Raw genomic sequence first — 23,319 nt, forward strand, 5'->3', positions numbered from 1 at the left:
TTTGGGTGACTGGGACTGGGGATGGGACTACTCGGCTTGTTGTGGTGCGGGGCAACTCGGGGTCGGGGAAGAGCAGCACGGCGCAGGAGATACGGCGGCGCCTCGGGTACGGCGTTGCGTGGGTCGAGCAGGACTATGTACGACGCACTCTGCTGCGGGAGCACGATCGCTTCGGCCAACCGAATGTGGGGCTGATCGAACTGCTCGTGCGGTATGCGCTCGACCACGGGTATCACGTAGTACTGGAAGGGATCTTGAACAACCGCACCTACGGCGACATGCTTCGGCAGCTCATTGCGGACCACGCCGGCGTGACGGGCGTGTACTACTTCCAGCTGCCGTTCGAGGAGACCATTCGCCGGCACTCGACCCGTGAGCTGTCGAAGGTGGTCACGGCCGAGCAGATGCGCGACTGGTACCGAGACGTCGACCTCCTCGGCGTACCCGGTGAGCAGGTGATCGGAATCGACAGCACCCTGGACCAAACCGTCGACCGCATCCTCACCGACCTCACCTGGACCACCGGCGGCACAGTCAACGCCCCCATAGCGGACGCCCATCAGTCCTGAGGCCGCTTTCATCCCCTAACGTCCGAAGGACCCGCACACGTGGTCGGCGTGTTTTCGGACGTTGTGACACCGAAGCGGAGTTCTCGCTTGGGCCGGGGAGCGGAACCGACCTGTATCGACAGGCAGACGTCCCCAGCGCCGTGACGACCGGCACTAACGTCCGAAGAAACGCCGACCACGCCAGCGCGTCCTTCGGACGTTAGGGCCGGGAGTTGACGAGGTGGCGGAGGGCTGTGGCGTGGCCGGCGTGGTGGGCGGTTTCGGCGACCATGGTGAAGAGCAGGACGCCCATGGTGGTCTCGTGATTCGACCAGTGCGGTACGTACGCCGGGCTGTCCAGGTCGAGTGAGAGGATCACCTGGTCGGCGTGAGCTGACAGCTCTCGATAGACGCCAGTGATGTAGTCGGTCGACTCGTCTGGCGTCGCCCACAGGTCCTGCTCGTCGTACGGGTTGTCACGGAACCAGGTCGGCCTCAGCGCGGGTGTGCGACCGAGTGACTCCCCCAGGTACCCGTGTTCCTCGCCGGCCAGGTGCTTCACCAGCCCGAGCAGGTTGGTCCCGCTAGCCACCATCGGCCGCCGCCGGTCGTACTCCGACACTCCCTCAACCGCAGCCAGCACCTCCGCCCGGCTACGCCGCAAACTCTCCAACAACTCAAGCTTCACTGGCCACCTCAAGCACCTCGTCGACAACAGCTACCAGCGGTCGACCAGCGTCGACGAGAGTGGCTCCGAAGCGGGCGTTGTCCGCGTCGATAGTGGCGTGCCAGGTGAGGATCCGTTGCAACTCCTCCGCAGTGGAGCCGAAGCCGTCAGGCCGTTGCGCGAGCCGCCGTCGTACCGTCTCCGCGTCGACGCTGAGACTGATCACGTGTGCGAAGAGGTCCCAGATCTCCCCCTCGTTGCCCACCGTCCCGCAGACGAACCCCACCGCCTCCCCCACCTCCGCAGCCAGCCGCCGAACGATCGCGGGCGGCAGCGTGTAAGTGTGGTTGGCAAACCAAGCGTCATCCCGAGCGTCCGGCATCGGCACCACGTTCCCCGCCCGGTCCAGCCAGACTGCCAGCCCGTCCGCATCCACGTCGTACGACGGGTGACCGCGCCGCGCCAGCTCCGCGCAGACCGTCGACTTGCCGGCTCCGGAGGCGCCGGCCACGTAGAACAAGGGCATGAGCGCAGTCTGCCTGATACTGATTGCTATGGCAGTCGAAAAAGCGGTGGCGTTCGCTTAACTCGGACTAGTTGTTTCGGCGATACGGCGGGGGTTCTGGGACGCCGCCCGGTGGACCTTCGGCTTCGTCGGGAACTACTTCCCCCTCTGACACTCCTCTCAGAGTCCGAAGTGGTGAGAGGGCGGCGATCAGTACGCCGATGAGCATGCCGGCGCTGGAGACCAGCAGGGTTGGACGGAGGCCGAGGGCCGTGCCGAGTACGCCGGCCAGGGCGGCGCCCAGCGCTTGGCCGCCGATGACGACGGTGCGCCAGGTGGCGGTGGCTTGGCCTAGGTGGTGTGCAGGGATGCGGGACTGACGCAGGGTGCGTTGCGGGATGCCGAAGAGGGCCAGGCCGAATCCGGAGACCACTTGGCCGACATAGATGATCGGTGCGAGCCCGGTCGCCAGTGCGGCGCCAGAAACAACGCTCAAGAACTGCCCGGACAGATAGGTGCGGCCGATGCCGACACGGTTGCACCAGGCGGTCGCGGCCAGGGTGCCGACCACGGCTGCGGCGCCCGACGCCGTGACCGCGACCCCGACGTACGCCGGGGACCAGTGCAGCTCACGTACCAGGTACAGCACCACCAGCGGCCCCTGCATGGCCCCGAACAGCGACCCGACCGTGGCCGACAGGGTGAGCGGTCCCAGCACACGATCGGCGAACAGCACCCGCAGACCGGTCGACAGCCGCACTGGTGTCCGCTCCGGCGGCGCAACACGCTCCGGTTCCCGGATCAACCACATCATCACGGCCGACACCACGAACGACAGCGCATCAACCAGGATCGCGAACGGCGCACTCACCGCCTGCACCAGGAAGCCGGCCGCCGACGGCCCAGTCGTCGTCGCCAGGTTCGTGGTGAGCAGCGACGCACTGTTCGCCCGCATGAGCTCCGCACGCGGTACCAACGCAGGCATCAATGTCAGAGCCGACGTATCCGCGAGCAACGACAACACACCAGCCAGTACGGCGACGCCGTACAGCTGGCCCATCTGCAACACCCCCATAGCCGCCGCAGCCGGAATAGACCCGAGCAGTACGGCGCGCCCGACGTCCGCCGACACCAGAAGCCGTCGCAGCGACACCCGGTCGACCACCATCCCCGCAGGTAGCCCGAACACCAGATGCGGCAGGACAGTCAGCGCAGACAGCAGTCCCATCTGGAGCGGTGACGCCTGCAGCGTCAGAACCGCCACCAGTGGCAAGGCGACCGTGGTGATCGAGCTACCCGCCGCGGACACCAACTGTCCGAGCCACAGCTTCCGAACCTCACCACGCACCAGCCACGCCATGTCTGGCAATCTCTCACTCCCAGCGACCAAAGCACTACACCTGTTCGCCCCGAGCGGAGCATGTGCACTCCACGTCCCAGCCTGCCGCAGGAACACGCGCGGCGTCCGGCAGATTGCAGGAAGTTGCAATCCGAACCGGCGACCTATCGCGATTCGTAATGACTGTGACGGCGGTCACCGCCTGGGTCGAGGGTGGCCTATTGCAACCGGCTGTAATTCATCAACAGGGAATGGAATTGACAGGACAAGCGCTTACCCACTGAGCGATACTGGAAAGTGCGCCGTCTTCCGGTCGCGAACCCACCTGCCTAGAAGATGTTGGGAAGTGCGCCCGTCCAGATGCCCTCCGAGCACACTGTCAAAGCTCCCTCGATCGCAGCCCCTTCTCCCCGAACCCCCGAACGCAGCCGCAACCTCTGGCGACTCCGGCCCTATCTGCGGCCCCACCGCTGGCGGCTGGTGCTGATGTTCTCGACGGCCATGCTGGGCGTCGGCGTCAGCCTCTCGATCCCCCTGGTCACCCGGTCCATCATCGACGGCCCGGTCACCCGCCACGAGCTGGACCTGCTCGTCCCGCTGGCGTTCCTGGCCCTCGGGCTGAGCCTCGCCGAGGTCATCCTGGTCTGGATCCGCCGGATGGCCCAGTCCCGCACCGTCTCCGACCTGGAGGCGTCGCTCCGGCACGACCTGTACGTCCGTCTGCAGTCCCTGCCGATGGAGTTCCACACCCGCTGGCAGAGCGGTCAGCTGCTGTCCCGGGTCACCACCGACCTGTCCACCATCCGGCGGTTCATGGGCTTCGGCCTGCTGTTCCTGGTGATGAACATCCTGCAGCTGGGCGTCGTCACGATCCTGCTGCTGCGGCTCTACTGGCCGCTCGGCGTCGTCGTCCTGGCGGCCGCCGTACCGATCGTCATGGTCTCGCTGAAGTTCGAGAAGAAGTACCTGCGGATCTCCCGCAAGGTGCAGGACCAGCAGGGCGACCTGGCCACCCGGATCGAGGAGTCGGCGCTCGGCTTCCGGGTGGTGAAGGCGTTCGGCCGCCGGCAGCACGTGCAGCGGCAGTTCGACGACGAGGCGATCACGCTCTACACCACCGAGGTCGAGAAGGTCCGGCTCGCGTCCCGGTTCTGGAGCTTCCTCGGCGTCATCCCGAACCTGACGCTGGTGATCGTGCTGCTGCTCGGCGCGCTCGCGGTGGGCCGGGAGGCGATCACTCTCGGCACCCTGGTCGCGTTCATCACGCTGATGCTGTCGCTGGTCTGGCCGGTCACGTCGCTCGGCGCGATCCTCGCGATGGCGCAGGAGGCGATGACCGCGGCGGACCGGATCAGCGAGATCCTCGACACCCACTCGGTGATCACGTCCGGTCCGGTCGAGCTGACCGGGTCGCGGGGTCACCTGCGGTTCGAGCACGTCGGGTTCCGGTTCTCCGACGACTCCACCGAGATCCTGCACGACATCAACCTCGACCTCACCCCCGGTACGACGCTCGCGCTGGTCGGGGCCACCGGGTCGGGCAAGACCACGCTCACCGCGCTGGTCCCCCGTCTGTACGACGTGACCGCCGGCCGGATCACCATCGACGGCCACGACATCCGGGACCTCACCCTGAACTCGCTGCGGACGGCGGTCGCCTCGGCGTTCGACGACCCGACGCTGTTCTCGATGAGCGTCCGGGAGAACCTGTCCCTCGGTCGCCCGGACGCCACCGACGCCGAGATCCAGGAGGCGCTCCAGGTAGCCCAGGCCGAGTTCGCCAACGACCTCCCGTGGGGTCTGGAGACCCGGGTCGGTGAGCAGGGCATGTCGCTGTCGGGCGGCCAACGTCAGCGGCTCGCGCTGGCCCGCGCAGTGCTCGCCCGGCCGTCGATTCTGGTGCTGGACGACACCCTGTCCGCACTGGACGTCCACACCGAGGCTCTGGTCGAGGAGGCGCTGCGCAGAGTGCTGGCCGACACCACCGGCATCGTGGTGGCGCACCGCGCGTCCACGGTGATGCTGGCCGACCAGGTGGCGCTGCTCCAGGGCGGCACCATCACCCATGTCGGTACCCACCAGGAGTTGCTCGCGACAGTACCGGCGTACCGGCATCTGCTCGCGGCAGAGGAAGAGGAGGTGCACGCATGACGACCACCGAACAGCAGACACCTCCTGCCGAAGAACAGAACGAGCACGACAAGCCGGAGCAGTCCTGGCGCGGGGTGTACGAGGACGAGGGCAGCAAGGAGTTGTCCAAGGCAACGACCGTGCGGCTGAAGGAGGACTCGCGCAAGCTGCTCGGGGAGCTGCTGCGGCCGTACAAGAAGCTGATCTGGATCCTGGTCGCGATCGTCGTGATCGAGAACGCGGCCCGGCTCGCGGTGCCGTACCTGGTCCACCTCGGCATCGACAACGGCATCCCGCCGATCCTCGCCGGTGACGGTCCGAAGGCACTGATCACCGTGGTGATCGCCGTGCTGGTGAGCGCGTTGCTGCAGGCCTTCACCCGGCAGATCTTCCTGATGCGGTCCGGCCGTCTCGGGCAGACGATCCTGCTCGGTCTGCGCCGGCGGGTGTTCGACCACTTCCAGCGGTTGAGCCCGGCGTTCCACGACAAGTACACGTCCGGCCGGGTGATCTCCCGGCTGACCTCCGACGTCAGCGTGATCGACGAGCTGCTGGCCAACGGGTTCGACGGTCTGGTGACCGCGGTGCTGACGCTGTTCGGCACGATGATCCTGTTGCTGGTGCTCGACCTGAAGCTCGGTCTGATCGCGTTGCTGTCGTTCCCGATCCTGCTGCTGCTGACGGCGTGGTTCCGGAAGCGGTCGGCGGTCGTCTACCGGCGCACGCGTGAGGCCGTCGTACTGGTGATCGTGCACTTTGTCGAGTCGATGACCGGCATCCGCGCGGTCCAGGCGTTCCGCCGGGAGCCGCGCAACGAGGAGATCTTCGCCGGCGTCAACGACCAGTACCGGGAGGCGAACTACGAGTCGTTCCGGCTGAACGCGGTCTTCATGCCGTCGATCAAGGGCGTCGGCAACGTGACCATCGTCGCGATCCTCGCGTACGGCGGTTACCAGGCGTACCACGGTCACGTCACGGTCGGCGTACTGACCGCGTTCCTGCTGTACCTGCGGCAGTTCTTCGAGCCGCTGCAGGACATCTCGCAGTTCTACAACACGTTCCTGTCCGCGAGTGCGGCGCTGGAGAAGCTGTCCGGCGTCCTCAACGAGGAGCCGGACGTACCCGAGCCCGTGCAGCCGGTCAAGCCTGGGGTGGCGCGTGGTCACCTCGAGCTGCGCGGAGTCCAGTTCCAGTACGTCGACGGCGTACCGGTGCTGCCGGGTCTCGACCTGGACGTGCCGGCCGGTCAGACCCTCGCCCTGGTCGGTACGACGGGCGCGGGCAAGACGACCATCGCCAAGCTGGTCTCACGCTTCTACGACCCGACCGGCGGCAGCGTGCTGCTCGACGGCCAGGACCTGCGTGACCTGACCGAGGACGACCTGCGCGAGCGGGTCGTGATGGTGACGCAGGAGAACTTCCTCTTCACCGGCTCGGTCGCCGACAACATCCGCTTCGGCAAACCGACCGCCACCATGAACGAGGTGGTCGAGGCCGCCAAGGTGATCGGTGCGCACGACTTCATCAGCGCACTGCCGAACGGCTACGAGACCCAGGTGGAGAAGCGCGGCAGCCGCCTGTCCGCCGGCCAGCGCCAGCTGGTCGCGTTCGCACGCGCCTTCCTCGCCGACCCCGCGGTACTGATCCTGGACGAGGCCACCTCCAGCCTGGACATCCCCAGTGAGCGCCTCATCCAGCGAGCCCTCCGCACCATCCTCGCGGACCGTACGGCGATCGTCATCGCCCACCGCCTCTCCACCGTCGAGACCGCCGACCGTGTCCTCGTCCTCGAGCACGGCCGCATCCTCGAAGACGGCGCCCCGGATCTGCTCATCACCACCGGCGGCAACTACGCCGGCCTCCACCAAGCCTGGGAAGACTCCCTGGCCTAACAGTCCGGTCGGCGCGTGCCTCACCCCCACGCGCCGACCGTGCACCACCCACCAACCCGCGCCCGAGCCGTTCCACCGCCACCCGCTGAGCGTGAACCCAGCAACTGCGACAGAGTTAGTGGGTGATGGCGGTCCACCGCGTGTGCTGTCCTGCCGTCACTCGGTCCAGTCGAGTTGTGGTTCGGGGATGGCGAGCGACCATGAGCCTGCGCCTCTGCCCGCGCGACCTGGTCTGCACGTGAGTAGCGGAAGGTCCGTTGCGGGAAGACGACGATGATCTCGTCATCGTTGCCTCCGATCGTCAGGTACGTACACGCTAGCGAAAAATGTCGGCAGGCTTCACTAGCATCCCGTCCCATGGCAGCGACAGCTTCTGGGGTGTTTCGGCGGACCGCGATGGAGCGGGCGGATCAGCGGGTCTCGTGGGAACGGACCGATCAGGCGTTCTTCGCGAGCGGAGCCTGCCACGTGTTGGCCTGGGTGTGCAGGGACTTCTATCCCGATCAGGAGATCGGCCTGGCGGCCATGTACCTGGGCGACTTCGAGCACCCGTTGCACGTGTACGCGCGATGGAACACGTGGGCGTTCGACGCGAACGGATGGAACCCCGAGTCCGAACTCATGCAGGCCAACAGCGACTTCGAAGGTCTCCCCGTCCGCGAGGTCGAGACCATCACCACCAACCTCCGCGAGTTCTGCGAGCAACACGTCCACCGCCAACCCCACCAATACTGGGCCGATCCAACAGACCGCGCCCGCACCTACGTAACCCGCTACACCCCACCCTGGCTGGCGGGATGTTGACGGCGTTGGCGGTGGAGAACTATCGGTCGTTGCGGCGGGTGGTGATGCCGTTGCGGGGGCTGAATGTGGTGACGGGGGCCAACGGGACTGGGAAGTCGAGTTTGTATCGGGCTTTGCGGTTGCTGGCTGATGCTTCGCGCAATGGTGCGGTGGCGGCGCTGGCGAAGGAGGGTGGGCTGGGGTCGACGTTGTGGGCGGGGCCGGAGTTCGTGCGGAAGGACCGGCCGGTGCAGGGGACGGTGCGGGGCGGGCCGGTGACGTTGCGGATGGGGTTCGCGTCGGAGGACTACGGGTATCTGATGGATCTCGGGCTGCCGTTGCCGTCCAGCTCGATGTTCGCGATGGATCCGGAGATCAAGCGGGAGGCGTTGTGGGCCGGGCCGTTCTTGCGGCCGGCTTCGTTGCTGGTTGAGCGGGGCAACGGTCAGGTGCGGATCCGGGCCGAGAGCGGCGGGTGGGAGCGCGGCGGTCCGGAGTTGCGGACGTTCGACAGCATGTTGAGTCAGTTCGCGGATCCGCAGCGGGCGCCGGAGTTGTTGCAGGTGCGGGAGCGGATGCGGTCGTGGCGGTTCTACGACCATCTGCGGACGGATGCGGACGCGCCGGCGCGGCAGGCGCAGATCGGGACGCGGACGCCGGTGCTCGGGCCGGACGGTGCGGACCTGGCGGCGGCCTTGCAGACGATCAAGGAGATCGGGTCGGCCTCGGCGATGAACGAGGCGGTGGACCAGGCGTTTCCGGGGAGCAGCGTCGAGATCCACGACAACGCGGGGCGGTTCGAGCTCGCCTTCCGGCAGTTCGGGTTGCTGCGGCCGCTCCAAGGGGCTGAGCTGTCCGACGGGACGCTCAGATACCTCTTGTGGGTGGCGGCGTTGCTCACTCCCCGACCGCCGGAGTTGCTGGTGCTCAACGAGCCCGAGACCAGCCTGCACCCAGATCTCTTGCCTGCCTTGGCGAATCTCGTCGTCGCGGCGGCCAAGGAGACCCAGGTGATCGTGGTGACGCACTCGCGGCCGTTCGTGGCGTCGATCGCGGCGCTGGCCGACGACCTGCACACGATCGAGCTGGTCAAGGACCGTGGTGCCACGACGATCGCCGGGCAGGGTCCGCTCGACGAGCCGCCGTGGAAGTGGCCGTCACGGTGACGGCCACATCCCAGGTTCAGCGGACGACGTCGTACACGAGCTTCTGGATGCCGTTGGAGTAGGACGCCTGGTCGACGAGCTTGAGGCTCTGCTTGTCCTTGTCGCTCTCGCTGAACAGGCGTTTGCCGGCCCCGAGCAGGACCGGGAAGACCAGCAGGCTGTACTGGTCGATCAGGCCGGCATCGGCGAGGTTGCGGTTCAGCGTCGCGCTGCCGTGGATCGAGATCGGCCCGCCGTCGGTCTCCTTCAGCGCCGCGACGTCGTCCAGCGACCGCAGGATGGTGATGTCGCCCCAGCCCGTGACGAGGTCGGATTCCTTCAGGCTGGTCGAGACGACGTACTTCGGCATCGCGTTGTACCTCGGGAAGTCCGGGATCGTCGGCCACACCGGCGCGAACGCCTCGTAGCTGACCCGGCCCATCATCATCGCGGCAGCCTCTTCCTGCTCCCGCCCCTTCAGCTCGTACGCCGCCTCGTCCATCGGGATGTCCTTGAACGTCCAGCCGGCGTTGCGGTACCCGGGCTCGCCACCCGGAGCCTCGACGACGCCGTCCAGGGAAACGAATGCGGTGGTGATCAGGGTGCGCATCTCAACTGCTCCTTCAGGTATGTGTTGCTGACATCACTGCGTCGACCAGCCCGCACCGAACTAGACAGCACGATGATGTGACCCCGGTCACACGGTCTACTTCACGGACTCGAAGCGGACCAGGACGACCGAGCCGGCCGCTGACAGCAGGAAGCCGAGGAGGGCGAGGGGCCACCAGCCGGCGCGAACGGCATCGGACAGTACGACGACGCCGACGACGGCCGGGGTGATGGTCTGCAACGCGATCATCGGGGTGGTGGCGAGAGTGACCGAGCCGCGCTGGAGAGCCAGCGAGTAGAGGATGAAGGCCAGCGCGCCACTGAGAGGCAGCGTGTACGCCGTCGGGCTCCGAAGGAGCTCACCCAGCGAACCGTCTTGGAGCAGGCGAGCCGAGATCGCGACACCGGCATAGCCGAGCCCCGAGAGCATGCCCAGCAACGCGGTGGAGATGCCGTGCTTCGAGCGACTGGCCAGCGCGCCGAGGACGGCGATCGTGACCAGCCCGACGATCACACCGATGGTCAGACCGTGATGCTGAACGTTCGGCCCGGCATCACCGGCGGACACAGCCAGCAAGCCAAGGCCGACGACGACGCCGAGCACCGCGGCCCACTCGATCGGACTCAGGTGGTCCGACATCAACCGAGTGGCAAGCAACGCGGTGACGACGAGGCTGACCGCGATCCCAGCCTGGGCCAGGTAGAGCGGCAGCAACCGGAGCGCCACGAAGTGCAGGCCGAAGCCGGCCAACTGCAGGCCCAGCGCACCGAGGAACGTGGGCTGGCGCAGGAGTGCGACGACGAACGCGCCGAAGCGCCGCGGATCGAATTCGGACTCGGTCGGCACCTTGCGGGAACCGACGGCCTGCAGGATCGAGGCGATACCGAACAGCACAGCGGCGCCGAGCGCCGCACCGAGGCCGAGGATCAAGTCAGCCGACCTTGCGGCGCGGCACCCAGAACGTCAGATACAGACTGAGCGTCCCGTAGTACACGAGGTAGGCCAGCGAGATCGCGACCACGATCGCGTTCGGGTTCGGCATCTGGGCCAGCAGGACGGCGTACGACGCCATCCAGATCGCGGTCGTGAGCAGGTTCAGCGACCGGAACACCTTGGTCCGGGACGGGTAGACGTACTTGACCGGGACGAAGACCAGGATCGAGCAGATGACCAGGATCAGGCCGGTGGTGGTCGGGCTGAGGCCGAGGATCACCACGTAGAAGGCGACCACGTTCCAGTAGCTGGGGAAGCCGAGGAAGAAGTGGTCGTCGGTCTTCGCGTCGGTGCGGCAGAACTGGTAGCTCGAGGCCAGCAGCGGCAACGCGGCGAGCACCGCACCCCAGCCGCCGCCGGGCAGGTAGTGCCCGGTCCACAGCAGCACGATCGGCGCGAACGCGTAGGTCAGGTAGTCGACGATGTTGTCGAGCATCGCGCCGTCGAACCACGGGATCGTCTCCTTGACTCGCAGCCGGCGCGCGAGCATCCCGTCGGTGCCGTCGATGAAGAGCGCGGCCAGCCCCAGCCAGAGGGCCCGGACGGCGTCGCCGTCGATGGCGGCGATGACGATCAGCAGCGCGAGCACGGTTCCGCTCGCGGTATAGGCGTGCAGCGCGAATCCGGCCAGACGCAACCGCGTCGACCCGACGAACGGCTCCCGCACCGCGTCGTGTGTGGTCAGGACGACTCCCAGAACTCAGACAGCCCAGAAACAGGCGCAGCGCGCCGGACCGGGTCGACACGACCCGGCCGCCGCCAGCGTCTCACAGAGCAGGTCCTGACCTTGTCACCGGCTGTGCGCACACGCCGGATCGGTGTGCGCACCCCAGCGGCTGAACAGCTGATGAACTACTTGACCGGCTCGAGCAGGAAGAGCGGGATCTTCCGGTCGGTCTTGGTCTGGTACTCCTCGTACGGCGGGTAGGCGGCGACCGAGCGCACCCACCACTCGTCGTACTCGGCGCCCTCGATCTCGCGCGCGACGAGGTCGAACGACTGGTCACCGTCCTGCACGGTCACCTTCGGGTCGGCCTTCAGGTTGTAGTACCAGACCGGGTTCTTCGGGGCGCCGCCGAGCGAGGCGACCGCGGCGTACACGCCGTCCTTCTCGACCCGCATCACCGGGGTCTTGCGGATCTTGCCGGACTTGGCGCCGGTCATCGTCAGCACGATGATCTTGAGGCCCATCACGTCGGCGACGTCGGTGGTACCGGCCTCGAGGATCTGGTCCACGTGACCGCGCGCGAAGTCTGAGGTGCTCGGGACGTACTCGTCATTGGTGGTCATGACGGCCATCGTAATGGTGACGCATCAACATCCACAATCACAGTCCGGCGTCAGGGCGCGCACGACTGTAGTTGGGTGGCGGTGGCGATCGTGGCCTCGATCCAGCGCCGGCGCAGGAAGTGCGCCTTCAGCAGCCGGTGTACGCCGTCGAGCACGACCAGCCGGCCGCGGTACGCGACCAGGTTGATCGGGAAGTCCAGGTCGGCGTCCATCACCCGCTGGTAGTGCGGGCGGTAGTTCATCGGCGTCTCGGCGACCTGGTTCGGCGTGACCTTGAAGCGTTCGCCGTCCAGTTGCCACAGCGGCAGCTCGAACATCCAGACCAGGTCCGCGACCTCGACCGGCTCCACCTTGAGGTCGAGCGCCCACAGCTTCTCCAGCTGCCACCTGGTCGGCGGGAAGACCTCGCGCAGCTCGGCCGGCATCATCGCGATCAGCTCCGCGAACGAGACGTCCGGGGCACTCCGATCAGCAGCATCCATCACGACGTCGCAGGCTACGCCATCACGAGCTCAGGAATGGGCAAGCCGGTGGATGATGACGATCGCCGAGTCGTCGCCCGGTCCGCCGGCCGCGGCGACCAGCATCGCCGCGCCGCCCTGGAATCCCTGTGCCACCAGGCGTTCGGCGTGTCCGGCGAGCCGGTCCGTCCCGCGACCGATGTCGCGCCGCGGCGTCTCGACCATGCCGTCGCTGTAGAGGAACAGCGCGTCGCCCGGCTTCAGCAGGCCGTGGTTCGGCGTGAAGTCCGGCGCCTCCATCAGCCCGAGCAACGGCCCGTCCGCGTCCCGGGTCCCCCACCGCCCCGACCAGGCGTCGAACTGGATCGCCGGCGGATGCCCGGCCGTCCGCACGCAGAATCCCCCGGTCCGCAGGTCGACCGCGACATGGACGACGGTGGCGAAGTCGTCCTCCCAGCCCTGGCGGCGCAGATACCGGTTGGCCGCCGGCAGGAAGTCCTCGACCGGTACGACGCCCAGCAGGCCACCGAATGCACCCGACAGCAGCAGTGCCCGCGTACCCGCGTCGACACCCTTGCCCGAGACATCGACCAGCGCGACCTCCAGGGTGTTGTCGCGTTCGGTCGAGACCACGAAGTCGCCGGAGAACTTCGACTTACCGGCCGACTGGATCGCGACCTCGGCCCGCCACCCAGTCGGCAGCGGAGGCAACTCCCCCTGCGCGGTCAGGGTGTCCCGCAGCTCCATCAGCATCGACTCACCGCGAGTGCCGGGCACACCGAGCTGGTTGCGCACCTTCGCGCCCGCGATGATGATCCAGCCGATCGCACCGAGCACCAGCACGAAGCCCGTCGTCGGTGCCGGCTGCGCTCGCGAGACCAGCACGAACGAGGCGATCGCCATCGTCAGCAGCGTCAGGACAACCAGTTGCCGGAAGCCCAGAACCAGGCCGGCCAGCACCAACGGAACGACCAGCGCGGCGGCCGGAACGTGGCGCGGCCACTCCGCACTGGCTGCCGCGAACACCACCGTCAGCGACAGCAAGGCGAAGAACGCCAAGGGGTGCAGCCGCCGAGCGCGTCTGACCACCGCGACGACCAAGCGGCCGACTCGTCGTACTACAGCGCGACCGCCACTTCTGATCATGGTGTGAAGAAGATAACGGCACCCCATGGTCCGCGCAGCAAAAATCTTGATAACTGTTCAGACTTACTTGCGCGTCAGCCCCGTGCGCTGGCATTTGGGGCACCAGAAAAGGTTGCGTCCGGCCAGGATCTCGGTCCGGATCACCGACTGGCAGACGAAGCAGCGCTGCCCCTGCCGGCGGTAGACGTAGACCTCGCCGCCGTGGTCGTCCTTGCGCGGATCGCGGCCCATCGCCTCGGGCGTGTGGTCGTCGGCCACCGTGTCGATCCGGCCGGTCTCGACGCCGTACTTCATCAGCTCGAGCAGGTCGTCCCACATGCCTTGCCACTCACGCTTCTTGACCAGGTGGCCCTGCGTCATCGGGTGCAGCTTGGCGCGGAAGAGCACCTCGGCCCGATAGACGTTGCCGACGCCACTCAGCACGTCCTGCTCCATCAGCAGCCGCCCGATCGGCAGCTTGCTGCGATGGATCCGCTTCCACGCGAGCTCAGGGTCGGCGTCGTCGCGCAGCGGGTCCGGACCGAGCCGCCCGATCAGCACTTCGCGTTCGCCGTCGGTCAGCACCTCACACACCGTCGCGCCGCGCAGATCGGCGTACGACGTCGCGTTCTGAAGCCGCAGGCGAACCTGTCCGACGGGCAGCGGGACCGGCGCCGTACCGAAGCTGACCTTGCCGATCAGACCGAGGTGGATGTGCAGCCAGCCCGCTCCCTCGAAGTCGGCCAGGAAGTGTTTGCCGTGGGCCTCTGTCTGCCGCAGCACGTGCCCGTCGAGCAGTGCGGCACCATCGACGAACCGGCCCTGCGGACTGGTCGCCCGGACCGGCCGGCCGCCGAACGCGTCCCAGACGTCGTTCGCCAGCCGGTGCAGAGTGTGGCCTTCAGGCATGATTCCTCTTATGGGGATTGCAGGTGGTACGCCGAAGGGCCGGTCCGGACCGGCCACACCGGCCGTGGTCGGCACCGGCCGCTCGATGCGGGCCCGCGACGTCTCCCGGCCACGGGAGCCGTTCAAGCGTCGCGGTGTACTCCCGCCGGAGGACGCAGTGGATCAGGAGACGGGCGGGAGCTCACCCGTCGACTCGTAGGCGGTCAGCATGTCGATCCGGCGGGTGTGCCGCTCCTCGCCGGAGTAGTCGGTGGCCAGAAACGTCTCCACGAAGCCGGTCGCCTCTTCGGCCGAGTGCATCCGCGCCCCGACGCTGATCACGTTGGCGTTGTTGTGCTCGCGGCCCAGCTTGGCGGTGTCGGTGCTCCAGGCCAGCACGGCCCGGACGCCCTTCACCTTGTTCGCCGCGATCTGCTCCCCGTTGCCGGAGCCCCCGATCACGACGCCCAGGCTGCCCGGGTCCGCCACCACTCCGGCACCGGTCGCCAGACAGTACGGCGGGTAGTCGTCCACCGCGTCGTACACGGCGGGACCGTGGTCGACGACGTCATGGCCTGCGGCCGTGAGGTGCTGGACGAGGTGGTTCTTGAGCTCGAAGCCGGCGTGGTCTGAGCCGATGTGCACTCGCATGGTCTGCAATCTACTGATACACCGGAACGCCTGGGAGCTTGGGTGCACCGGACCCGACGTACACGGTGGTCACGTAGCCGCCGTACTTGGGCAGGTAGGCCCACCAGTCGCTGGACCGCGGCGGGATCTCGATGAGCTCGCCCTGCTTCTGTCCGCTGACCAGAACCTCCACTCCGGCCGGCAGCATGCCCAGGATCCCGCAGGACGTGTTCGGCGCGGTCCGGACCCGCACACCCTCCCCAGTGGTAGCCAGCCAGCTCCCACTGGTCCGCACTCCGCCCGGGACGATCAGTGCCCGGGTCAGCCGGGTCACGTCGGTGTACGCCTTCCCGTACTGCGTCCCACGCGGATGCAGCGTGTAGACGGAGACGATGCACCGGTCGTCCTTCCCGACGGTCCCGGTGGTGTGCAGCGCGTCGCTGACCAGATCGAGGGTGTCGACGGGCTTGGAACGGTCGCTTCCGTAGCCGCTCGAGCCGAAGAATCCGGACCAGCCCTGCTTGATGCTGAAATCAGGATCGAATACCGAAGCGATGCCGAAGTACTGGTCGAAGCCGTCGGTGCCGTACCGCGTCGGCTCGTGCAACAGGTCCATCACCGTACGCCGGACCGGCGCCGGAGCGTGGTCGAGGATGTATCGATAGATCCGGACCGTGTCCGCGGCGGTGATCGCGACATAGCCCCAGAAGCCCGGATGGGTGGCCGGCGGGCCGTCGGTGTGCGTCAGGCCGAGCCGGCGCACCATCCGCTCGACGATGGCCGCGCCACCCATGTGGTCCCAGTAGTAACTCGCCGCGTCGTCGTCGCTACTGCGCAGCATCACTTCGAGCCTGGCCCGGTCCGCGGGCTCGACGCTGTACGTCGGTCCGCGGTCCCAGAGCAGGTCGAGAACGATCAGCAGTTTCACCACCGAGGCGGAGCGAAACCGATGATCGGCGTTGGACTGCTGCACGAACTGCTCGGTCTGGCGGTCGAAGACGGCGATACCGGCGGTCACACCGGCGGGGACGACCTCGAGCTCTGAGCGCTCGTCGCGTAACGTCATGTGATACCTACTCACCACTTGGAGAATTCCCGTTGGTGAGCAACCTTCACCGGCACGGGGTGCTCAGTTCAAGCCCTGAACCACAGACCGAATCTTTCTGCGGGCCTCAGATCGTCACTCGAAGATCGGCTCGCGGTCGCGACTGCGCTTGATCTCGAAGAAGCCGTCGGTCCCGGCGACCAGCCGCACACCGTCCCACAACTTGCCGGCCGCCTCACCCTTCGGCGCCGGTGTGACCACCGGTCCGAAGAAGGCACTGCCCTCGACCGAGATGACCGGCGTACCGACCTCCATGCCGACCAGATCCATGCCGGCGTGATGCGATTTGCGCAGCGCCTCGTCGTACCGGGCGTCGCCGGCGGCCTCGATCAGCGAGGCCGGCAGCCCGACCTCGGCCAGCGCCTCGGGCAGCACGGTGTCGTCGTTGCCGCCGCGGCCCTCGGTGTGGATCCGGCGGCCGAGCGCGGTGTAGAGCGGCAGCAGCACCTCGTTGCCGTGCGCCTGCTCGGCGGCGATCAGCACCCGGACCCGGCCGAGTTTGCGCAGCCAGTTCTCGTTGTGTTCGTCACGTTCTTCGTTCAGGACGGCCAGGCTCATCACGTGCCAGGTCGTCGTCACATCCCGGACCTGCTCGACCTCGAGCATCCAGCGGGACGTCATCCAGGCCCAGGGGCAGGCCGGGTCGAACCAGAAATCGGCGGAGGCAGTCATGTTCTCGATCATACAAAGTTGAAAGAATCGCCGGGGGCAGCAGATACCGGCTTGGTATCCATCGATGGATGTCGCGGGGAAACCCGCATCCAAGCCGCTGGTCAGGTGCATAGGATGCCGATATGCCTGGAACCAACCTGACGCGCGATGAGGCGCGGACCCGTGCGGGTGTGGTCAGCGATGTCAGCTACGCCATCGAGCTCGACCTGACCACCGCCCCGAGTGGCGCACCGACGTTCCCGTCCGTGACCACGATCACCTTCACCGCGACCGACGGCGCGAGTACGTTCGCCGATCTGATTGCGGACAAGGTCCGTGAGATCACGCTGAACGGCGCCGCTCTCGATCCCGACACGGTGTACGACGGCGCCCGCATCCAGCTGGACGGGCTGGCCGCCAGCAACGTTCTGCGTGTGGTCGCGGACTGCCTGTACTCGCGGACCGGGGAAGGCCTGCACCGCTCGGTCGACCCGGCCGACAAGGAGACCTACCTCTACACCCAGTTCGAGGTGCCGGACGCCCGCCGCGTTTTCACCACCTTCGAACAGCCGAACCTCAAGGCCCCCTTCACCTTCACCGTCTCCGCCCCGGCCCGCTGGGTCGTCATCTCGAACTCCCCCACCCCCGAGCCGACCACCTACGCCGGTCCGAGCGGCGAGGAGCTGGCCCGCTGGGAGTTCCCGCCGACCGAGCGGATGTCGACGTACATCACCGCTGTGGTCGCCGGTCCGTACCACGTGGTGACGGACTCCTACGAGGGACCGAACGGGACCTACCCGCTCTCGCTGCTCTGCCGCCCGTCGCTCAAGGACGCACTGGACGCCGACGACCTGTTCGAGGTGACCAAGCAGGGCTTCGAGCTGTTCGAGAAGGCGTTCGGCGTTCCGTACCCGTTCCACAAGTACGACCAGGCCTTCGTGCCGGAGTACAACATGGGCGCGATGGAGAACGCCGGCTGTGTGACGATCCGGGACGAGTACATCTACCGCAGCCGCACCACGCACGCCGAGCTCGAGAGCCGCGCGAACACCGTGCTGCACGAGCTGGCGCACATGTGGTTCGGCGACCTGGTCACGATGACCTGGTGGGACGACCTGTGGCTGAACGAGTCCTTCGCCGAGTGGGCCTCGCACTGGGCGCAGGCGACGGCCACGACCAAGTACGCCGGTGCCTGGACGACGTTCTGCAACGCCCGCAAGAACTGGGCGTACCGCCAGGACCAGCTGCCCTCGACGCACCCGATCGCCGCGGACATGGTCGACTTCCACGCGGTCGAGGTGAACTTCGACGGCATCACCTACGCCAAGGGCGCTTCGACCCTGCGGCAGCTGGTGGCGTTCGTCGGTGAGGACACCTTCATCACCGCGCTGAAGGAGTACTTCGCCGATCACGCGTTCGGCAACACCGAGCTGACCGACCTGCTCAAGCCGCTCGAGAAGGCCTCCGGCCGCGACCTCGACGACTGGACCGAGCGCTGGCTGCGGACGGCCGGGGTGAACACGCTGCGCGCCGACTTCGAGGTCGACGCCGACGGGAAGTTCACCTCGTTCGCGATCGACCAGACCGCGATCGAGGCCTTCCCGGTACTGCGTCCGCACCGGCTGGCCGTCGGTCTGTACCGGCGGACCGACGAGGGCCTGGTCCGCACCGAGCGGTTCGAGGTCGACATCGACGGTCCGCGCACCGAGCTGTCCGAGCTCGTCGGCGCCACGCAGCCGGACCTCGTGCTGCTGAACGACGACGACCTCACCTACGCCAAGATCCGGCTGGACGAGCGTTCCCGGGCCACTCTGGTCGAGTCGATCGACCAGCTGTCCGAGTCGCTGCCCCGGGCGCTGGCCTGGGGTGCTGCCTGGGACATGACCCGCGACGCCGAGATGCCGGCCAGCCAGTACGTCGGCATCGTGCTGCGCGGCATCCGGGCCGAGAGCGATCTGACCGGTGTGCGCTCACTCCTCTCGCAGGTCACGAGCGCCATCAACCTGTACTCCGCTCCGGAGAACCGGGACGCACTGCGGACCCAGTACGAGGAGACCCTCGCCGAGCTCGTCGACGGCGCTGAAGCCGGTAGCGACCACCAGCTCGCGTTTGTCCGCGCCTACGCCAGCGCGGTCTTCTCCGCAGCCGGTGCGGACCGGCTGGCCGCTTGGCTGGACGGACGCGACCTGCCTGCCGGTCTGGTCGTCGACACCGACCTGCGCTGGACGCTGATCGTCGCGCTGTCCCGGCTGGGCCGGATCGGTGCGGACGAGATCGAGGACGAGCTCACACGCGACACCACCATCACCGGTGGCGAGCGAGCCGCCCAGGCCCGCGCTGCGCGGCCGACGGCAGAGGCCAAGGAAGAGGCGTGGCGGATCGCGGTCGAGTCCGGGGACACCCCGAACGAGACGCAGTTCCGGACCATCCTCGGCTTCCAGCAGCCCGGCCAGGAGGACCTGCTGCGTCCGTACGTCGGCAAGTACCTGACCGCGGCCAAGGACGTCTACACCCGGCTCGGCTCGTCGATGGGCGAGAACGTGCTCGTCTACCTGTCGCCGCGCAACCTGGCCGAGCAGCCGACGCTGGACGCACTGAGCGACTGGCTGGCCGCGGAGTCGGCCACGGTCGACGCTCCGACCAAGCGCTACGTCTCTGAGGCTCAGGCCGACCTGACGCGCGCCATGGCCGCCCAGGTCCGCGACGCGAGCTGAAACAAGACAGCCTGCACCCGGCCGGGGTAGAACAGAGCAGATGCCTGCTTCTGACCCCGCCCTGGCCGGTGCAGCCGCTGTAGCGCTGACTGGACTCGCTGAGGCGTACCGCCCACGCCCTGTCACTCCCCTCCTCCCCTGGCGCGATGCGCACCGGCTGGTGAAGCCGTACATCGTGACCGCACGCGGCCGCCAGTGGGACGACCAGATGGTCGAGCTGGCGCGTGCTACGGCGAGCAAGCAACTCGACTTCGACGACGCGATGGGCTCCGTGGGCCTGGCCGTCGTCGTACTGCACCTGGGTGACGACGGCGCCTACCTGATCGTCCAGAGCTGGACGAAGGACTTCCAGTCCCGGCTGAGCATGTTCAGCGGTCTGGACGTGGACGACCTGCGTCCGATGCCGACCGGCGTCGCACCGTGCGTGTGGGAGCTCGAGGTGCTCAGCCACGAGCGGACGGCGTACGTCACGCACATCCTGAGTGGTGGCGTGGACGTGGACGCGTGGCTGGAAGACGCCCTCGACACTCGCCCGCAGCCGAACCCCGAGGGAATCCCCAGCGGCACCTGAAGTCGCGGGCCGACCGCAGCCTGTAGCCATCAAACGATTGCTCGTCGACACCCGGTGAACACGCGGACACAGACCGCGAATCCCTTGTCCAGAAGGAGATTCTCCCCACCTGAAGAACGCTCACTTCCGCCCCGGATCGGTTTAAGCTCACGCGGAGAGACCTGGGGAGGGGTCCAATCCCGTGACATCACATCGCCGGAAGAAGCGTCAGCCGCAGCGTTCGCGCGCCGCGGTCGGGGCCGCGATCGTAGCCACGGCTGCCATCGCGACCGTGTCCGCGTTCATCCTGACCCGGGGCGGGTCCGAGCAGCCGACCGACACCACGATCCGGGCGGCCGCCGTACCGGACAGTGCTGCCTCGACGCCGACCCCTAGGGCACATCCGTCGGTCGCTTCGAAGGCCGACCGCAAGCCGCCTGCTAGCCGTAGTGCCGTCGAGGTGACCACGACTGCGCCGGCCAACACCGGGCCGACCTCGCCGCGCTTCAAGAGCGGGCAGTGGATCGCAGTACTCGACAAGTACACGTCCGACTCCGGGCTGGACGCCGCTGACCTCGCGAAGGAGACCGCCGCCAAGATCATCGCGGCCGGCGTCCCCGCCAAGGCCATGCTGGTCGACGGCCAGTACCCGGGCTTCGCCAACAGCACAGGTGTGCCGGTGCTCGGCACCTGGGTCGTTTATCTCGGTCCCGGTACGTCGTCCGCTCAGATGCTCAATCTGTGTTCGGCACCGAAGACGCAGCGCGCCTACAGCAGCCCCGCCTGCCCCACCTACGAACCGGCAGGCTGATCCGTCGCGAGGCGAGCATGCAGGTGTGAGTCGTGCCGCTCGCCACTCACCTCGACGTAGTAATCCCGCATGACGCCTTCCAACTGAAAGCCAGCCCGTACGGCGACCCGGCAGGAACCCTCATTGACCAGCGCATGGTCGAGTGAGATCCGGTGGAGCCCCAGACCGCTCGGGGCGAAGGCCCAGCGGGCCGCTGCATCCAGCGCACGGGCCGCAAGCGCTCGGCCGCGAGCAGCCGGGCTGATCCAGTAGGCAGCAACTGCCTGGTCCGGCACCCGGTGAACATCCCGCAGTGCGACATTGCCGAGCACTCGATCGGTGGTGCGGTCAGCTACGGCGAACACTGCGTTGCCGAGCGACCAGGCGTCCAGGCGCGGCTGCAGCCAGCGCCAGGCTCGCTGGGCCGCAGGGGTGCGGATCACCGCAGTCCCCGCGGTCCAGCGCAGTACTTCAGGGTCCCGCAGCGCTTCAGCCACCGCCTCCTCGTCGGAGGGCACGAACGGACGCAGTACGACGTCGTCCAGCTCGATGCGGTGCGGCTGCAGGGCTGGGGTCACTGCTTGTGGGGCTCGTTGGCGTGCAGCAGGGGCGCCTGGTGCGCGTTGGTCCCCAACTGCTGCACACCGGTCACCAGACCGCCAGTGAGGTCACCAGTGGCGAACGACGTCTGCATCGTCAGCGCAGCCAGACCGGCGGCGGTATCCGACAGCTGCCGCTTCGCCTCGGCGCCGGTGACGATCTCCAGGCGACGGCCAGCCGGGTCGACGTACACCAGGACCGAGCGGTCCGGGTCGTCGAGCTCGTTCAGCAGCTCCTGGGCGAACGGACGCGTCTCCGAGTCGGCGCCACCGACGTACACGGAGAAGTGCAGGCCGGACGCCTCCTCGGCGTTCCGGACCGCGCGCTCGATGTCGTAGAGCTGGTCGGGCGTGAATGCGTCACCAACTGGCACTTGCGCCTCCGGTCGAACGGGCGACGCCGGCACCGGCGGTCGCGAGGGTTCCCGGCGCGGCGGGCAGCTCGGGCAGGCTGGCGGGGTCGGGCTTCGTCGCGGTCGGACCGTTGATCCAGACCGGCGGCGCCCACCAGGACAACCCCGGCCGGTAGCGCGGCCCGCTCGCGATCGAGGACGCGAACACCAGCAGCGCCAGTACCGCGACCACCAGGGCAGGTATGCCGACGAACACCAGCAAGGTGTGGCCGGACAGCTCAGCAATCACGGCCTCAGCCTAGTACTCCGCAAGCCGTGCCCGTCCCAGGGCCTCACCCAGGACGGGCACGAGCTCGGCGGCGGGTCAGCAGCCGCCGCAGTTGTAGTAGGTCACGTCCCAGTGGTTGCCCTCGTTGGCGTAGATGTTGCCGGAGGCCGCACGCCACTGCGGGTAGCCGTCGCCACGGTCCGCGATCCGGGTGAAGTTGTTGTGCACGTAGTTCGTGACGCACGTCGTGATCGCGATGTCGACCTTGTAGCCGTTGCGGTGGCTGTAGGTGCCGCTGGCGTGGCCGGTCTCGGTGCCACCGGTGATCCGGATCGCGCACCCACTGGCCTGCTTCAGCGTGCGGACGCCGTACACGGTGCTGTCGTTGATGTTGGTGAACGACGTGCAGCTCGAGTTGTTCCAGTCCGAGCAGTTGCCACTGGACGACCAGGTGATGCCGGCCGCGGTGAAGATCGAGGCCGCCTGGGCATGCGTCAGCTTGGTCAGCGCGGACGCCTCGAGAGTCGGCAGCAGGCCGCCGACGACAACGGCCGCGGCGACCAGAACACGGAGGACAACCTTCATGGGGACACTCCTTGAAATAGGGGCGGTTATTTCAAGGAGTGCAATGCCCAGGAAAGTTATTTACCAAACCTCGATATGAATTAGAAACGAACATCCGAGCACTGGTAGAAGGCATTCGCCGTGTCGGCGATGGTCCAGACCGCCAGGATCATGTGCGGTCCGGAGCGGCTCGGCAGGCGGCCCGAGTGCGACAGCGAGCTCGGCGGCCGCTGATTGTTGTAGGGGACCGTCAGGAACGGCGTCAGGTCGAGGTCGGCCCGGGTGAGCGCGTGCGTCCCGTTCCAGCCCGCCTTGGTCATGTAGTACTTGAAGTCAGTGGTCGCGTGCGACGCCGTGAAGGTCCAACTGAAGGTGAAGTTGGCGCCCATCGTCAGCTGGGTCGACGGCCAGGCCTGACCGTTCGGCTGCTTGGGCGCGTTCAGCTGGTCGAACTGCTGCAGCCCTGCCGAACAGAGCTTTCCGTCCGCCGGGCCGGCGTTCGGGAACCCCTTCGGGCCTTCGACGCTCTGCGGCTCCCACTGGATCTGGCCGCAGTTCTGGACGACGCCGCTCTGGCAGTTCTTCGCGCGACTGATCGGGGACGTCGTGTAGCCGTGGCCGTAGGCCACCGGAACCATCGTGGTGCAGGTCAGGGCCAGGGCGCCAACGGCGATCCCGGCCATGCTGACTTTGCGTGATCGCAGCATGCAATAACTCCT

General features: G+C 67.5%; 27 protein-coding genes. 9 read left to right on the forward strand and 18 right to left on the reverse strand.

Features of this window, described 5'->3' with window-relative positions:
* The first annotated feature begins 5 nt into the window (after positions 1–5).
* A complete protein-coding gene (locus tag ACIA49_RS00705; protein WP_396374959.1) occupies positions 6–569 on the forward strand; it encodes a kinase in 564 nt (187 codons plus the stop codon).
* 199 nt (positions 570–768) lie between these two features.
* On the opposite strand, the gene ACIA49_RS00710 is transcribed toward ACIA49_RS00705, so the two are convergent.
* The 3 genes from ACIA49_RS00710 to ACIA49_RS00720 form a co-directional block, all read right to left on the reverse strand.
* A complete protein-coding gene (locus ACIA49_RS00710; protein WP_396374960.1) occupies positions 769–1,236 on the reverse strand; it encodes a DinB family protein in 468 nt (155 codons plus the stop codon).
* Positions 1,226–1,741 (reverse strand): AAA family ATPase, encoded by a 516-nt coding sequence (locus ACIA49_RS00715; RefSeq protein ID WP_396374961.1) that lies wholly within the window; start codon positions 1,739–1,741, stop codon positions 1,226–1,228. The genes ACIA49_RS00710 and ACIA49_RS00715 overlap by 11 nt, the downstream gene beginning before the upstream one ends.
* Positions 1,742–1,808: 67 nt before the next feature.
* The gene (locus tag ACIA49_RS00720; RefSeq protein WP_396374962.1) at positions 1,809–3,080 is read right to left on the reverse strand and encodes an MFS transporter; all 1,272 of its coding nucleotides are present in this window, start codon (positions 3,078–3,080) and stop codon (positions 1,809–1,811) included.
* Positions 3,081–3,545: 465 nt separating this feature from the next.
* Between ACIA49_RS00720 and ACIA49_RS00725 the strand changes: the two genes are divergently transcribed.
* The 4 genes from ACIA49_RS00725 (at position 3,546) to ACIA49_RS00740 (ending at position 9,030) form a co-directional block, all read left to right on the forward strand.
* On the forward strand, positions 3,546–5,210 hold the full coding sequence (locus ACIA49_RS00725; RefSeq protein ID WP_396374963.1) for an ABC transporter ATP-binding protein: 1,665 nt from the start codon (positions 3,546–3,548) through the stop codon (positions 5,208–5,210).
* Positions 5,207–7,081, forward strand: coding sequence for an ABC transporter ATP-binding protein (locus tag ACIA49_RS00730; RefSeq protein WP_396374964.1), 1,875 nt, complete (start codon positions 5,207–5,209; stop codon positions 7,079–7,081). Before ACIA49_RS00725 ends, ACIA49_RS00730 begins: the two co-directional genes overlap by 4 nt.
* Before the next feature lie 357 nt (positions 7,082–7,438).
* Entirely contained in the window at positions 7,439–7,885 is a 447-nt protein-coding gene (locus ACIA49_RS00735) for a hypothetical protein (protein ID WP_396374965.1), read from the forward strand.
* Positions 7,879–9,030, forward strand: a complete 1,152-nt coding sequence (locus tag ACIA49_RS00740) for an AAA family ATPase (protein ID WP_396374966.1) — start codon at positions 7,879–7,881, stop codon at positions 9,028–9,030. The genes ACIA49_RS00735 and ACIA49_RS00740 overlap by 7 nt, the downstream gene beginning before the upstream one ends.
* Positions 9,031–9,046: 16 nt before the next feature.
* Here the strand turns inward: ACIA49_RS00740 and ACIA49_RS00745 are convergent, their stop codons facing one another.
* The 7 genes from ACIA49_RS00745 to ACIA49_RS00775 form a co-directional block, all read right to left on the reverse strand.
* On the reverse strand, positions 9,047–9,619 hold the full coding sequence (locus ACIA49_RS00745; protein WP_396374967.1) for a dihydrofolate reductase family protein: 573 nt from the start codon (positions 9,617–9,619) through the stop codon (positions 9,047–9,049).
* Positions 9,620–9,715: 96 nt separating this feature from the next.
* Positions 9,716–10,549, reverse strand: coding sequence for a hypothetical protein (locus ACIA49_RS00750; RefSeq protein WP_396374968.1), 834 nt, complete (start codon positions 10,547–10,549; stop codon positions 9,716–9,718).
* Between the two features lies 1 nt (position 10,550).
* A complete protein-coding gene (locus ACIA49_RS00755; protein ID WP_391542829.1) occupies positions 10,551–11,279 on the reverse strand; it encodes a CDP-alcohol phosphatidyltransferase family protein in 729 nt (242 codons plus the stop codon).
* A gap of 185 nt (positions 11,280–11,464) precedes the next feature.
* On the reverse strand, positions 11,465–11,902 hold the full coding sequence (locus ACIA49_RS00760; RefSeq protein ID WP_396374969.1) for a nitroreductase family deazaflavin-dependent oxidoreductase: 438 nt from the start codon (positions 11,900–11,902) through the stop codon (positions 11,465–11,467).
* A gap of 50 nt (positions 11,903–11,952) precedes the next feature.
* Positions 11,953–12,384 (reverse strand): hypothetical protein, encoded by a 432-nt coding sequence (locus ACIA49_RS00765; protein ID WP_396376021.1) that lies wholly within the window; start codon positions 12,382–12,384, stop codon positions 11,953–11,955.
* A gap of 30 nt (positions 12,385–12,414) precedes the next feature.
* A complete protein-coding gene (locus tag ACIA49_RS00770; RefSeq protein ID WP_396374970.1) occupies positions 12,415–13,509 on the reverse strand; it encodes a PP2C family protein-serine/threonine phosphatase in 1,095 nt (364 codons plus the stop codon).
* 63 nt (positions 13,510–13,572) lie between these two features.
* The gene (locus ACIA49_RS00775) at positions 13,573–14,397 is read right to left on the reverse strand and encodes an Fpg/Nei family DNA glycosylase (RefSeq protein WP_396374971.1); all 825 of its coding nucleotides are present in this window, start codon (positions 14,395–14,397) and stop codon (positions 13,573–13,575) included.
* 10 nt (positions 14,398–14,407) lie between these two features.
* Here ACIA49_RS00775 and ACIA49_RS00780 point away from each other — a divergent pair, with 10 nt between their 5' ends.
* Positions 14,408–14,596 (forward strand): hypothetical protein, encoded by a 189-nt coding sequence (locus ACIA49_RS00780; protein WP_396374972.1) that lies wholly within the window; start codon positions 14,408–14,410, stop codon positions 14,594–14,596.
* On the opposite strand, the gene ACIA49_RS00785 is transcribed toward ACIA49_RS00780, so the two are convergent.
* The 3 genes from ACIA49_RS00785 to ACIA49_RS00795 form a co-directional block, all read right to left on the reverse strand.
* Positions 14,560–15,027 (reverse strand): ribose-5-phosphate isomerase, encoded by a 468-nt coding sequence (locus ACIA49_RS00785; RefSeq protein ID WP_396374973.1) that lies wholly within the window; start codon positions 15,025–15,027, stop codon positions 14,560–14,562. The genes ACIA49_RS00780 and ACIA49_RS00785 overlap by 37 nt on opposite strands.
* 10 nt (positions 15,028–15,037) lie before the next feature.
* Positions 15,038–16,072, reverse strand: coding sequence for a hypothetical protein (locus tag ACIA49_RS00790; RefSeq protein WP_396374974.1), 1,035 nt, complete (start codon positions 16,070–16,072; stop codon positions 15,038–15,040).
* Positions 16,073–16,186: 114 nt separating this feature from the next.
* Complete coding sequence (locus ACIA49_RS00795) at positions 16,187–16,783, reverse strand: DsbA family protein (RefSeq protein WP_396374975.1); 597 nt, start codon at positions 16,781–16,783, stop codon at positions 16,187–16,189.
* A 122-nt stretch (positions 16,784–16,905) separates the two neighbouring features.
* Between ACIA49_RS00795 and pepN the strand changes: the two genes are divergently transcribed.
* The 3 genes from pepN (at position 16,906) to ACIA49_RS00810 (ending at position 20,837) form a co-directional block, all read left to right on the forward strand.
* Entirely contained in the window at positions 16,906–19,476 is a 2,571-nt protein-coding gene (gene pepN / locus ACIA49_RS00800; protein WP_396374976.1) for an aminopeptidase N, read from the forward strand.
* 40 nt (positions 19,477–19,516) lie between these two features.
* Complete coding sequence (locus ACIA49_RS00805; RefSeq protein WP_396374977.1) at positions 19,517–20,047, forward strand: hypothetical protein; 531 nt, start codon at positions 19,517–19,519, stop codon at positions 20,045–20,047.
* Between the two features lie 181 nt (positions 20,048–20,228).
* Entirely contained in the window at positions 20,229–20,837 is a 609-nt protein-coding gene (locus ACIA49_RS00810; RefSeq protein WP_396374978.1) for a hypothetical protein, read from the forward strand.
* On the opposite strand, the gene ACIA49_RS00815 is transcribed toward ACIA49_RS00810, so the two are convergent.
* The 5 genes from ACIA49_RS00815 to ACIA49_RS00835 form a co-directional block, all read right to left on the reverse strand.
* On the reverse strand, positions 20,819–21,394 hold the full coding sequence (locus ACIA49_RS00815; protein WP_396374979.1) for a GNAT family N-acetyltransferase: 576 nt from the start codon (positions 21,392–21,394) through the stop codon (positions 20,819–20,821). The two genes, ACIA49_RS00810 and ACIA49_RS00815, sit on opposite strands and share 19 nt — an antisense overlap.
* Positions 21,391–21,789: a DUF5130 family protein gene (locus ACIA49_RS00820; protein ID WP_396374980.1), complete on the reverse strand. Its 399-nt coding sequence runs from the start codon at positions 21,787–21,789 to the stop codon at positions 21,391–21,393. The genes ACIA49_RS00815 and ACIA49_RS00820 overlap by 4 nt, the downstream gene beginning before the upstream one ends.
* Positions 21,776–22,057 carry a hypothetical protein gene (locus ACIA49_RS00825; RefSeq protein WP_391542844.1) on the reverse strand — a complete coding sequence of 94 codons (282 nt, stop codon included), beginning with the start codon at positions 22,055–22,057 and terminating at the stop codon, positions 21,776–21,778. Before ACIA49_RS00825 ends, ACIA49_RS00820 begins: the two co-directional genes overlap by 14 nt.
* A 75-nt stretch (positions 22,058–22,132) precedes the next feature.
* Entirely contained in the window at positions 22,133–22,621 is a 489-nt protein-coding gene (locus tag ACIA49_RS00830) for a hypothetical protein (RefSeq protein ID WP_396374981.1), read from the reverse strand.
* 80 nt (positions 22,622–22,701) lie between these two features.
* On the reverse strand, positions 22,702–23,307 hold the full coding sequence (locus tag ACIA49_RS00835) for a lytic polysaccharide monooxygenase (protein ID WP_396374982.1): 606 nt from the start codon (positions 23,305–23,307) through the stop codon (positions 22,702–22,704).
* Positions 23,308–23,319: the final 12 nt, after the last annotated feature.

The sequence above is a fragment of the Kribbella sp. NPDC051587 genome, assembly GCF_044453945.1.
Lineage (GTDB): Bacteria > Actinomycetota > Actinomycetes > Propionibacteriales > Kribbellaceae > Kribbella.